Source organism: Lederbergia citri (assembly GCF_018343625.1).
Lineage (GTDB): Bacteria > Bacillota > Bacilli > Bacillales > Bacillaceae_C > Lederbergia > Lederbergia citri.
This window is the reverse complement of sequence record NZ_JAGYPG010000001.1, coordinates 553363-565841: the sequence shown is the minus strand read 5'-3', so window position 1 is coordinate 565841 and position 12479 is coordinate 553363. Positions and strand designations below refer to the sequence as shown.

Here is a 12479-nt window from a genome sequence, read left to right as displayed (position 1 = left end):
ACGGTAAAAAGACTGAGGAAACCTCCTCAGTCTTTTTAGAAGATTAAGCCGTTTTTTTATTGGCGCTTTTTAGTCCGACTTTAGAAAAATCTCTTATAAAATATCGAGTCATCATTGTTATTCCGAAAACAGTCAAATAACTATATAAAGCAATCCATGCGCCATAGCTTCCAAAATCAAAAACAAACACCATAATATAGGAAAGTGGTACAAATAAACCCCAAGCATGAATTAAAGATGCTCTTAGTAAAAAGGTCGTATCTCCAATCCCGCGTAAACCTCCTGCAAAAAAGTTAGCAATCGCATCAAATAACTGAAGAAAAGCGGAAATCATTATTAAACTAGCCGAAAGCTTAAAAACCGCCGGTTCATCAGTATAAATTTTCGAGATAGATTCGGCAAAAAAGAATTCAACCGTTCCCAGAAGGAGGATGAACATTGCTCCAATTTTCGCTGTTTCAATTCCTAGTTTTTTTGCCATATGTGGTTGATTTCTTCCAATTTCCTGTCCAACTAAAATGGTAGCTGTTGAACCAAATGCTGCTGCAGGCATAAAACCTAAGCTCATGACACTTAACGATATTTCGTTGGCAGCGAGTGCATTCGTTCCAAGCCTTGTGACGAACGCTGTGAATACAAGCATCGCCATACTTTTAGAAAATTCTTGTGTCCCTAATTTAAAGCTTTCAAAAAATATGAGCTTTGATTCCAATAAGTCAAAGACTGGCTTAAATCGGATGAAAAATCTGTCTTTAAGATTTTTGAAAAAGGCATACGTAATAAGTGAGAAAGCTGAAAGTTCACCTAAAAATAATGCAATACCCGCACCTTTTAGTCCTAGTTCAGGGAACCCTAAATTTCCATAAGTTAATGTATACGTGAAAAAGACCATGACCGCATTTCCTAATATTGATGCATACATAGGTGTTTTAGTATCACCAATTCCTCGAAAAAAGCTAAATAATGTAAAAGTTAAAATTGAAAATAACATCGCATAAAAACGAATTTGTAAATAAGGACTTCCTTCTTTCACCATATTTTCAGGACTTCCCATCAAGCGCAAGATTCCCTCTGCTCCAAAAAATCCAACTATAATCGTGACAATTCCTGCAATGAAACCAAATATTAGTGCCAGAAAGGTTCGATCCAAACCTTTTTTCATCGTATTTGAACCATAATTTTGTGCAACTAAATAATTTACAGTATGACCGATTCCAGAAAACATTGCCCACGCATTATACATAATGACATTTGAAACACCGACTATTGCAATTGCAAGGGCACCGAGATTCCCAACCATAATTAAATTTATCATTCCAGTAACTGTCATCGATGCAAAAGAAGCAATGGACGGAATGGCAAGCAATAATATTCTTTTCCAGTTTTTCATATGAAGTACTCCTATTTCTTTATGTCTATTTCTTCTCAGATTATATAATTTAATCATATAACTATCGAAATGAATAGATGGAAAATTATATTTTTTTGTAAGATAAAATAAACCTTGTTTAAAAAACAGATTGATTCTGGTTCATTTGCGCATTTAATGCTTTACCTTCAGTTGAATCAACCTTGCTCATACTATCCTGATAAAACAACAAAAACACTTTCTGGTTCTGCCAAAAAGTGTTTTTTCTTCAATTAAGACGGTTATTCATATAACGGAATGAAGGTACCAGGTGATAATTCTGCTTTTAGATAATCTGCAGGATCGCTGCTCATGATTCTAATCAGTTTATACATGTGACCACTCTGTTCAACGATCATCGGAATTCCATTTCTTGTAATGGGAATTTGTCCTGAAAAAACTTCATCATTTTCTTGAAATATAAGTTCAGGAGGAACGATTGTATGTAGGATCATTGTATCAACCCTTCTTTCCCTTTTTGGGTAATCAATTCATTTAGTTTTCCCAATGCCTGTCCGATGCCGCCAACTTCATTTATCAGACCGTACTTTACAGCATCTGGACCGATTACATTCGTCCCGATATCTCTCGTTAAATTCCCTTTCGCAAACATTAAGTCTTTAAATACTTCTTCTGTAATATTAGAGTTTTTCGTCACAAATTTCACTACTCTTTCTTGCATTTTATCCATATATTCAAAAGACTGTGGTACACCGATGACTAGCCCGGTTAATCTAATCGGGTGTATGGTCATTGTAGCTGTTTCTGCTATAAAAGAATATGAGCAGGAAACAGCTATAGGAACACCTATTGAATGCCCGCCGCCTAAAACGATGGAAACTGATGGCTTGGATAAAGTAGAAATCATTTCGGAAATGGCTAGCCCTGCCTCCACATCTCCTCCGACTGTATTTAGAACGACGAGCAGTCCTTCAATTTTTGGATTTTGCTCAATAGCTACAAGCTGTGGAATAATGTGCTCATATTTTGTTGTTTTATTTTGCGGCGGTAATTGCATATGCCCTTCAATTTGGCCAATAATCGTTAAACAATGTATATTAGCATCTTGAGACATTTGTGGTACATTCGTTTGCCCCAGCTGTTGGATTTTTTCTAGAATACCCTCCGGTTTTCCGTCTTGTTTTTCGTTAGTATCATCTTCATTTTCGGTTTTAGACATATTTTGATTAAGCATAGCAGCCTCCTACTTTGAATGAATGAATTATCCATAGTATGAACTGCCTATAAGTTTTCAATCCAAAAAAACAGCCCCAGATTTTCTGAGACTGTTTTCCATTTTTTTCTATTGAACTTTAATGTGTTTCCACTCTATTCAAAAATCTTTAACAATAGCTAAAAAAATATCTTATTTAAAAGTTAGATTTCCATAATAATTGGAAGAATCATTGGTCTTCTTTTCGTTTTCTCGTATAAAAAATAATTTAGTCGATCGCGTATGTCTTGTTTAAAGGTTGACCAATCGAATGAATTTCCTGCGATTGCCTCTTCGGCAATAGAACGAACGATTTCACTAGCCTCTTCTAATAATTGTTCTGATTCACGTACATACACAAATCCACGGGAAATAATTTCCGGACCTGATGCAATTTTTTTCTGCTTCTTATTAATCGTCACGACAATCGTGAAAATCCCATCTTGAGATAATAGCTTTCGGTCACGAAGCACGATATTGCCGACATCTCCAACACCGCTGCCATCAATTAAAATATTTCCGGATGGAACTCGATTTCCAGTAGTCATTTTGCCATCTTTATATTCAATGACTTCACCATTTCCTGATATAAATATTTGCTCTTTGCGTAATCCGACTTCTTGAGCTACCTTTGCATGCGAAAACAGCATTCTATATTCGCCTTGAATCGGGATAAAATATTTAGGTTTCATTAGGTTTAACATTAATTTCAAATCTTCTTGGCTTCCGTGGCCAGATACATGGACTTTACGATTGGCCGAACTTACAACAGCTCCGGCACGATAAAGCATGTCCATCGTTTTATAAATACTTGTCTCAAGTCCGGCGGAAGGCGTCGCAGTGATTAAAACAGTATCGCCTTTTTTAATATTAATCTGTTTATGATTTCCTTTAGCCATTTTTTGCAGGGCTTCAATCGGCTCTCCCATGAGTCCAGTAGAAATAATAGCAATTTCGTTATCCTCGTACTTTCCGACTTCTTGAATTGGGATTATTAATTCTGGATCGGCAAGAGAAATATAACCTAGTTTTAGAGCAATTTCAAAGCTTTTCTCTATACTTTTTCCGACTACAGCCACTTTTCTTCCATTTTCGTATGCAGCATCAATCGCTTGTTGGACTCTAATAAAATTTGAAGCAAAACATGCCACAATCATTCGTCCAGGAGCAGTATGAAATGCATTTGAAATTTCTCGGGCGGTTACAGATTCAGAGGTGGTAAAGCCCGGATGTTCTGCTTCTGTACTATCCGATAAAAGGCATAAAACTCCTGAATCACCAATGCTGGCCATTTTACCAATATCGGAACGATATGATCCAGTCGCTGCTTGGTCAAATTTAAAGTCACCCGTATGAACGATTTTGCCTTCCGACGTATGAATACAAATTCCTAAAGAATCAGGGATGCTGTGGGTTGTATGGAAAAAAGTTACGGATGCAAAATCAAAATTAATTTTTGAGTTCGACCTTACAGTGTGAAAATCTGCCTGAGATGTCATATTATGTTCTTTCATTTTTTCTTTTGCTAATGCCACCGTTAATTTCGATCCGTAAATTGGAGCATTTATTTTCCGCAGCACATAAGGCAATGCTCCAATGGCATCTTCATGCCCATGAGTTAAAAATATTGCTTTGATTCGATCTTTTTGTTCTTCTAACCATGAAATATCTGGAATCACTACATCAATTCCTAACATTTCATTTTCTGGAAACATGAGTCCGGCATCGATAATAAAAATCTCCGAGTCTACTTCGATGACATACATGTTCTTGCCGATCTCACCCACACCTCCGAGTGGGATGATCTTGATGACCTCATTTTTTATTTTTGTCAAATCGATGTCCTCCTATTGTTTTTTCCCGATCTACATCAGTCAGTCTCATTATACTTGAATATGAAATCCTTGTTCAACTTTTACAATATATATAAGCAATAAAGAAGCTGATTCCGAAATGGGAACCAGCTTCTTGTTTCGAAAAAGATCCTGCTTATTTTATTTCTTCGACCAAATTTGCTAATACTGCTCTTTCCTGTTCAGTAAGTGGTACTAATGGAAGTCTGACAGAACCTACATCAAACCCAGTCATTTGAAGAGCTGTTTTAACTGGAGTTGGACTAGGTGCAGCAAATAATCCTTTCATTAAAGGAAGTAAACGTCTATGCAAAGAAGCGGCATCTTTATGATTCCCTTCTTCGAATAGTCGTATCATTTCCTGCAATTTAGGTCCAATTACGTGACTGGCAACTGACACAACCCCACTACCACCAATGGCCATTACTGGTAGTGCCAAACTATCGTCACCACTGTAAAGTAGAAAATCATCATCCGTATTGGAAATAATTTCAGCCATTGCATTAAGATCTCCACCTGCTTCTTTAGCAGCAATAATATTATCGACTTTGGCAAGCTCAATCATCGTTTCTGGGGCGATATTTACGGAAGATCTGCTTGGTATATTATAAATCATAACAGGTAATGTAGTAGATCTGGCTATAGAGACGAAGTGTTGATACAACCCGTTTTGATTAGGCCTATTATAATATGGAGCTACTAACATAATCGCATCAACACCTATTTCTTCGGCTTTTTTAGTAAGCTCAATAGATGCATACGTATTATTGCTGCCTGTTCCAGCAATTACAGGCACCCTTCCATCTACGGCATGTAAAATATGCCTAAACAAAGCGAGTTTTTCCTCCGTAGACAAAGTTGGAGATTCACCAGTCGTACCTGCAACTACAAGCGAGTCAGACCCATTAGTAATTAAATGGTTGACTAACTTCGTTGTTTTTTGGAAATCGATATTTCCTTTACTGTCAAATGGCGTAACCATTGCAGTTGAAACTCGGCCAAAATGGACCATTTTTTTACACCTCAATCTTATCGTTCATATTCCAACATATCATAATGCAGTTCAAAAGTATCATGTAATGCGTTAACAGCCACTTCTAGGTCATCTCCATGTACAAGTACCCAAATTGTCGTATGGCTATCGGCAGATTGTAAAATTCGTATGTCTTTTTCAGATAATGCTGAAACAATTTTTGATGTTACCCCAGGAACCCCCGCAATACCTGCACCTACTACCGATACCTTTGCACAGTTTCTAATGACAGATGGTCGATGACCTTGTCTTTCTAATATGGCTATAGCTTTATCGATGGTATTATCAGGTACAGTATAAACTACTCCACTTGGAGAAATATTGATAAAATCTACACTGATATTTTCATTTGCCATTGCTTTAAAAACATCTGATTGCAGATTGTATTGATCTTTTCCGGCTGTTACTTTGATTTGTGAAACATTAGGAACATAAGCAATTCCCGTTACGAGCCTTTCTCGTATTTCAGCCGTTAGATTTTCTCTAGTCAATGTAGTAACAAGAGTTCCAGGTGAATTTGTATAAGTAGACTTTATTCTGATTGGAATTTTTGCTTGCATTGCAATTTCTACCGCACGAGGATGAATGACTTTTGCTCCTTGATAAGCCATATTACATACTTCATTATAAGTAACAATAGATAAAGGGCGAGCTTTTTTGACAATTCTAGGATCAGCCGTCATCATTCCATCAACATCGGTAAAAATATCAATCCATTCTGCTTTAAGAGCTGCTCCAAGTGCCGCTGCAGATGTATCGCTGCCACCTCTTCCGATGGTTGTGATATCACCATTTTTCGTAGCTCCTTGAAAGCCTGCAACTACAATCACATCATGTGTAATTAATTCATCTAGTAATCTTTTGCATTTCATTTCCAATATTTTTGCATTTGTATGGTCATTGTTTGTGACGAAACCAGCTTGTGCCCCCGTCATGGCTATTGCATTTAAACCATTTTCTTTTAATTCTTGAGTGAATACTACGCTTGAAATGGTTTCACCGCAAGAGAGCAAAACATCTTGCTCTCTTTCAGATAATAATGTTTTTTCCCCCCCGATAAGCGACAACAATGTATCGGTGGCATACGGAGAACCTTTTCTTCCCATTGCCGAGACTACGACAACCACTTTATATTCTTCATCAATTGCCTGTTTAATATGAGCTTGTGCCTGGAGTCTCGTTTCTAAACTTTGTACAGAAGTTCCTCCAAATTTTTGGACGATGATTTTCATGCTTCCACCTTGCTAGAAACTAATCCTAATTTTATCAAGCTTTCAGCAATTTGAATCGTATTAAGAGCAGCACCTTTTAATAAATTGTCTGATACGATCCACATATGGAATCCGGTTTCCTCATCTAAATCTTTACGGATTCTGCCGACAAATACATCATCTTTGCCTACTGCCATAGCAGGCATTGGATATACTTGTGACTCAGGCTCATCTTGGAGTGTAACTCCCGGAGCATTTTGTAAAACATGTTTAATATCCGAAACATTTACTTTGTTCGTTCCGATTTCAATATAGACTGATTCTGAATGTCCAGTTTCAACAGGAAGTCTTACACATGTTGCTGCTACTTTTAATTCTGGCATGCCCATTATTTTCTTTGTTTCATTGATCATTTTCATTTCTTCATATGTGTAGCCATTTTCTGTGAATTTGTCGATTTGAGGAATGACATTAAAGGCAATTTGGTAATGCTTATCCAAACTGCTTACTGGTAAAATAGCTGGTTCCACTTCTTCTTTATTAATAATTGCATTTGTTTGTTTGTTAAGTTCATTAATGGCCGCAGCACCTGCACCCGATACAGCTTGATACGTAGATACAACTACTTTATTTAAACCATAAGCTTCCCTGATTGGTTGAAGCGCAGCGACCATTTGAATTGTGGAACAGTTTGGATTTGCAATGATGCCATTATGTCCATGAAGAGCATCCTCATTAACCTCAGGAACGACTAGCGGGACTTCTGGGTTCATTCTAAAGGCACTCGTATTATCGATGACAATTGCACCACGTTTCACTGCTTCAGGTGCAAATTTTTCTGATATACTTCCACCTGCACTAAAAAGGGCAATATCTACACCTTCAAATGATTCAGGCACGGCTTCTTTTACCGTAATGACTTCGTTTTTAAATAAAACTTCTTTTCCCGCTGAACGAGCAGAAGAAAGTAAAGTTAATTTTCGAATAGGAAAATTTCTTTTCTCCAATTGTTTTATGATTTGTTGGCCAACTGCACCGGTAGCACCCATTACAGCTACATGAAAACCGTCTTTATATGACATTTATATAACTCCTTCCAGCCAAAGAAAGTCAATCTTTGTTGTTTTATTATTTTCACTAATTAATACTATCATATTATCACATAAAGCCTTGCTACCGGTAGAATTTTAAATAAAAAAGGCTATGAAAATAACTATCAGGTAAGGTTTCTTACCTGATTCAGTCTTTTATTCTTTACTATACTCTCTAATGACGGGCTGCAATTGGTATCCATCTATTGCAGCTTCAACTGCTTTGGACAGGTATTCCATTTTTGCTACCATGGATGTTGGTTTATTTATTGGGTCATCCTGTCCAAATGGGATGAAATAAATATTCTTAGCAGACATTAGTCTCATTAAATTAATACCATTCAACCCTAATGCATCGTTTGTCGATATTCCTAACACAACTGGATTACGGTTTCTTAAAGTTGCCTTGGCGGCCATTAACACTGGAGAATCTGTCAAAGCATTGGCAAATTTGCTCATTGAATTTCCTGTTAAAGGTGCAATCACCATACAGTCAAGAGGCATTTTCGGACCAAGAGGCTCAGCATCGACCATCGAATCTATAACTTTTCGTCCAGTTATTTCTTCAATTTTTGCTACCCAATCCTCTCCATCTCCAAATTTAGTATTTGTATTTTTTAAAGTAAATGTAACAACTGGGATAACCTCTGCTCCTTGTTCCATTAATCTTTCTAATTCAGGGATAACGGCATCATATGTGCAATGGGAGCCAGTCATTCCAAAACCGATTCTTTTTCCAGCTAAACTCATTTTGATATCTCCTTCCGTTTTTCAAGATCATCCGCAAGCAACTGCGAAAGTACATTGGCAAGTATTTGCCCAGCTGTTTTCGGCGCAACAATTCCGGGCAATCCAGGAGCAAGCAAAGCTTTTATTCCACGTTTTTCAGCATATCTAAAATCAGTTCCTCCAGGTTTGGAAGCTAAATCGATGATCAATGTATTTGTCGGCATATTCGCGATAATTCCTGCATTTAAAATCATGTGAGGCACTGTATTGATACATATATCGAGATCGCTTACTTCGTTTTTCAAATCATTAAAGTGGAATGGTACTAGGCCCATTTCCGTAATTCTTGCTAAGTGAGCGCTCTTTCTAGCACCTACTTTTACCTTTGCGCCTAAAAGCGCAAACGTTCTGGCAACACTCATACCAACACGGCCAAGTCCTAAAACCGCTATGGATGAATTATGAATAGTAATATCTGTGTTTTGAATAGCCATCATAATGGTTCCCTCTACTGTTGGTATTGAATTGTAAATGGCTACATCATCCCGTTCAAATAGCTGCACTAATGTTCTTTTTGAAAGATTCGTTATATGGTCGAGATAGCTATTGCTAATACCGGAGTATATCTTACAGTAAGAAGGCGTTTTATTAAGAATTTGTTCTGTCAAAATAACTTTTTCACTAGAAAAGATTGTTTCGATTTCTCCTTCAAGGCTCGTTCCAGGTACAGGAAGAATTACAGCATCCATTATTGAAAAATCAACATCCTCCAATTTTTCTTTAACTGCTCCTGTAAAAGATTGAGCCAATTGTTCGAAGCCAATTAAATATAATTTTGCATCTAGTTCAGTTAACTTGCGAATGATTTCTAATTGTCTTGCGTCTCCACCTAAAACGGCAATGTGCATATCTGTCAACATCACATTTCTTCACCTTCTTTTTTATGCATGGCAGAATAACACCGCACCATTAGTGTATGTAGGATAAATTCCCATGTGCATGAACATAGAATTCAGAATGAAATTATTATGATAAGGAAGGCGTAAGGCGCCCTCCTATCGACGACAAGCAAATGTTCTGATACGCCAAAAGTTTGTACTTTGGCTTTCAGGTTATTTGACCTCGAGCCGATGGCGCCTAGAGCTAGACAGGACGAACATTTGCACCTAAGTAAAAATTAACACTTTCATATCTTTGAACAAAAAAAATAGGCGATAACATCGCCTATAAAAGATTCAATTATTTTCAGGCACTTCAAGAATAATCATATCCGTACCAATTGTTCTTATATAATGCCAGGGCACTTTAATTTCGTTCGTCCCTTTTCTCATCCCCCATTTGCCCGATGGAATAATTAAATGGTTGATTTCTCCTGTCTTAGAATTGATCTCAAGATCCGTTTGTCCGAGAACACCTAATCGCTTTGCTTTTTTGTAATCTACAATTTCTTTTCCCCCTAGTTCACTTAGACGCATTTATCCTCCTCCTCTAACTAGCCGTTTTAATCATATATAAGTTGTCTATCTCATTTTTAGAACTAGAAAAACCCTTATCTCTTATGACAAGGGTTTAATGAATTCGTTTTGGTATTCGATTATCTGGACTGATTAACGCAATTGTATAATCATCTGTAAAAATTTGTTTTGCTATTTTGTTCACACTGTCTATAGTAACTTGATCGATTTCTTCAATCATTTCATCAAGTGTTCTATGTTTTCCTAATAATAATTCATTTTTACCGTTTCTACTCATCCTGCTATTTGTACTTTCAAGACTAAGCATTAAATTCCCTTTCAATTGTTCCTTGCTGTTTTGCAATTCTTTTGAAGTAATGCCATCTTGCTTTAATAAATCTAGAGTTGAATGAATAGTGCTATATAATTCATCCATTTGATTGGCGGCAGTACCTCCATAAATAGTTACTAAACCACTATCTTTGAATGAAGAATGATAAGAAAATACGGAATAGGCCAAACCTTTTTCTTCACGAACTTCTTGAAATAACCTTGAAGACATACTTCCGCCGAATATGTTATTCATTACAATTAAATCGTATATATCTTTATGTCCAATCGGTAAACCCTTAAACCCAATACATAAATGGGCTTGTTCAGTATCCTTTTGTCTTGTAAATTTATTTGCATAAAATGAAGGTTTAGACTCGGCAGCTTGCTTCTTTCCTCTTTCAAAAGATCCAAAATATCGTTCAACAATATGAATGAAGTCTTCCGTTACATTTCCTGCTATAGAAATCACGACATTTTCAGGTGTATACATATCATGAATATACTCCCTCAATAAATCGCTATTAAATGTTTCAAGCGTTTCCTCTGTTCCAAGAATTGGAAATCCAAGAGGATGTGTATCAAAAGCAGCTTTGCTTAATAAATCATGAACGATGTCATCTGGAGTATCCTCATACATTTTTATTTCTTCTAAAACTACATTCTTTTCTTTGCTTAACTCTTCACTATCAAACGTAGAATTAAAGAACATGTCAGCTAAAGTATCTAATGCATATGGAGCATGGTTATCAAGTACTTTCGCATAATAGCAAGTATATTCTTTAGATGTAAAAGCATTTACCTGCCCGCCTATTGAATCAAATGATTCAGCTATTTCCCTAGCAGTTTTTGTTTCCGTTCCTTTAAAATACATATGTTCTAAAAAATGTGAGATTCCGTTATTATGATGGTTTTCATCTCGTGAACCTGTTCCAATCCAAATTCCTATCGCTACTGACCTTACCGTTGGAATTGTTTCTAGGACAACTCTTACTCCATTTTGGCATATATACTTTTTCATCATAGCAATTCCTCCTAACATGGTGCAAAAACATGCCAAACGCCAATAATTAAATAAAAGGCTTATGGATTCTTTCTCTCTAGTTCCATGTTTTGTGGCCCATTCAATTTTATAATTCTTTCTTCGTCCATTAGTTTGGAAACTGTTCCAATCCTAAGATTACGGGATTTAATTTCTGTAATTAAACTTTGTAAAGCCTGATCGGTTGGTTTTGTTGGATGCATCAATATCATTGCACCCGGGTGTACCTTAGACGTAACTCTTTGAATCAAAACCTCTTTTGGCGGTTTCTGCCAATCAATCGTATCAACGGTCCACATCACGGTCCTTAGCTTCAGGGAGTGCGCAATATCAATCGTTTCTTTTCGAAAAGCCCCCGCTGGCGGACCGAACCATGTTACCTTATTACCCGTTGTTGCCTCAATGATCTCATTTGTCTTTAAAAGTTCTTCCCTTGTTTGTGCTTCACTAATCAATTGCATATTTGGATGGCTGTATGAATGGTTTCCTATTTCATGCCCTCCATCAGCAATCATTTTTGTTAAGTCAGGGTTTTCCTTTGCCCAACGTCCTTCCAAGAAGAAAGTGGCATGCACCTTATTTTTTTTCAAAGTGGCAAGCATAGATGGGATATACTCATTTCCCCAAGCAACATTTATTAAAAAACTGACCATTGGTTTTTCAGGATGTCCTCTATATATTGGAGAGGGGGATAAATCCGAAAGATGGACTTTTGGTGGAATTTGAACGAAAACTAGTTTCCTTTCATCATATTTTTTATCTTTTTTCATGTTTTGATATGATGCTTCAATATCTACCTTTACCCCATTATATCCGGGCATCGCTTTCCAAACTCGATCTATTTTAGCATTTTGCGGTTCAATTTGATAATATTCAGCGGCCTTTAAGATTAAATCATATAATTCTCCTTCTTGCTTACTTACGATAATACTGTCATTCTTTAACTCCCCTATATACATATTAGTATAAGGATTAAATATTGCAGATAATGATAGAATAGCAATCAGCGCAAAGGCTATCAAGTTTTTTGTACTAACCATGTCCCTACCTCCCTCTTTTTAAACTATGAAAGAGATGGACAAGATAGACCTATTGCGCCAATAACAGACGTTTCA

At 36.7% G+C, this 12479-nt stretch carries 12 protein-coding genes; all 12 read right to left on the bottom strand.

The annotated features are described in order from the left end of the window. Nucleotides 1-43: 43 nt before the first annotated feature. A complete protein-coding gene (locus KHA97_RS02995; RefSeq protein WP_213123265.1) occupies nt 44-1390 on the bottom strand; it encodes an MATE family efflux transporter in 1347 nt (448 codons plus the stop codon). Between the two features lie 260 nt (nt 1391-1650). Then, entirely contained in the window at nt 1651-1863 is a 213-nt protein-coding gene (locus KHA97_RS02990; protein WP_213123264.1) for a YlzJ-like family protein, read from the bottom strand. Beyond that, on the bottom strand, nt 1860-2588 hold the full coding sequence (locus KHA97_RS02985; protein WP_213124284.1) for a ClpP family protease: 729 nt from the start codon (nt 2586-2588) through the stop codon (nt 1860-1862). Before KHA97_RS02985 ends, KHA97_RS02990 begins: the two co-directional genes overlap by 4 nt. A 197-nt stretch (nt 2589-2785) precedes the next feature. After that, on the bottom strand, nt 2786-4456 hold the full coding sequence (locus KHA97_RS02980) for a ribonuclease J (protein ID WP_213123263.1): 1671 nt from the start codon (nt 4454-4456) through the stop codon (nt 2786-2788). Nucleotides 4457-4610: 154 nt separating this feature from the next. Next, nucleotides 4611-5486 carry a 4-hydroxy-tetrahydrodipicolinate synthase gene (gene dapA, locus KHA97_RS02975; RefSeq protein ID WP_213123262.1) on the bottom strand — a complete coding sequence of 292 codons (876 nt, stop codon included), beginning with the start codon at nt 5484-5486 and terminating at the stop codon, nt 4611-4613. Between the two features lie 17 nt (nt 5487-5503). Continuing rightward, a complete protein-coding gene (gene dapG, locus KHA97_RS02970) occupies nt 5504-6739 on the bottom strand; it encodes an aspartate kinase (RefSeq protein ID WP_213123261.1) in 1236 nt (411 codons plus the stop codon). Beyond that, nucleotides 6736-7800 carry an aspartate-semialdehyde dehydrogenase gene (gene asd / locus KHA97_RS02965; protein WP_213123260.1) on the bottom strand — a complete coding sequence of 355 codons (1065 nt, stop codon included), beginning with the start codon at nt 7798-7800 and terminating at the stop codon, nt 6736-6738. Before asd ends, dapG begins: the two co-directional genes overlap by 4 nt. A 165-nt stretch (nt 7801-7965) precedes the next feature. Further along, nucleotides 7966-8559 (bottom strand): dipicolinate synthase subunit B, encoded by a 594-nt coding sequence (gene dpaB, locus KHA97_RS02960; protein ID WP_213123259.1) that lies wholly within the window; start codon nt 8557-8559, stop codon nt 7966-7968. Next, a complete protein-coding gene (gene dpaA / locus KHA97_RS02955; protein WP_213123258.1) occupies nt 8556-9458 on the bottom strand; it encodes a dipicolinic acid synthetase subunit A in 903 nt (300 codons plus the stop codon). The genes dpaB and dpaA overlap by 4 nt, the downstream gene beginning before the upstream one ends. A gap of 315 nt (nt 9459-9773) precedes the next feature. Further along, nucleotides 9774-10013 (bottom strand): YlmC/YmxH family sporulation protein, encoded by a 240-nt coding sequence (locus tag KHA97_RS02950; protein WP_213123257.1) that lies wholly within the window; start codon nt 10011-10013, stop codon nt 9774-9776. Nucleotides 10014-10107: 94 nt separating this feature from the next. Next, the gene (locus tag KHA97_RS02945; RefSeq protein ID WP_213123256.1) at nt 10108-11346 is read right to left on the bottom strand and encodes a M16 family metallopeptidase; all 1239 of its coding nucleotides are present in this window, start codon (nt 11344-11346) and stop codon (nt 10108-10110) included. Between the two features lie 59 nt (nt 11347-11405). Next, complete coding sequence (locus KHA97_RS02940) at nt 11406-12404, bottom strand: polysaccharide deacetylase family protein (RefSeq protein WP_213123255.1); 999 nt, start codon at nt 12402-12404, stop codon at nt 11406-11408. Between the last annotated feature and the right edge of the window lie 75 nt (nt 12405-12479).

What these genes read in the sequence shown, in the direction of transcription:
- KHA97_RS02995 (WP_213123265.1), bottom strand. Translation starts at nt 1,390, where the DNA reads ATGAAAAACTGGAAAAGAATATTATTGCTTGCCATTCCGTCCATTGCT.
- KHA97_RS02990 (WP_213123264.1), bottom strand. Translation starts at nt 1,863, where the DNA reads ATGATCCTACATACAATCGTTCCTCCTGAACTTATATTTCAAGAAAAT.
- KHA97_RS02985 (WP_213124284.1), bottom strand. Translation starts at nt 2,588, where the DNA reads ATGTCTAAAACCGAAAATGAAGATGATACTAACGAAAAACAAGACGGA.
- dapA (WP_213123262.1), bottom strand. Translation starts at nt 5,486, where the DNA reads ATGGTCCATTTTGGCCGAGTTTCAACTGCAATGGTTACGCCATTTGAC.
- dapG (WP_213123261.1), bottom strand. Translation starts at nt 6,739, where the DNA reads ATGAAAATCATCGTCCAAAAATTTGGAGGAACTTCTGTACAAAGTTTA.
- asd (WP_213123260.1), bottom strand. Translation starts at nt 7,800, where the DNA reads ATGTCATATAAAGACGGTTTTCATGTAGCTGTAATGGGTGCTACCGGT.
- dpaB (WP_213123259.1), bottom strand. Translation starts at nt 8,559, where the DNA reads ATGAGTTTAGCTGGAAAAAGAATCGGTTTTGGAATGACTGGCTCCCAT.
- dpaA (WP_213123258.1), bottom strand. Translation starts at nt 9,458, where the DNA reads ATGTTGACAGATATGCACATTGCCGTTTTAGGTGGAGACGCAAGACAA.
- KHA97_RS02950 (WP_213123257.1), bottom strand. Translation starts at nt 10,013, where the DNA reads ATGCGTCTAAGTGAACTAGGGGGAAAAGAAATTGTAGATTACAAAAAA.
- KHA97_RS02945 (WP_213123256.1), bottom strand. Translation starts at nt 11,346, where the DNA reads ATGATGAAAAAGTATATATGCCAAAATGGAGTAAGAGTTGTCCTAGAA.
- KHA97_RS02940 (WP_213123255.1), bottom strand. Translation starts at nt 12,404, where the DNA reads ATGGTTAGTACAAAAAACTTGATAGCCTTTGCGCTGATTGCTATTCTA.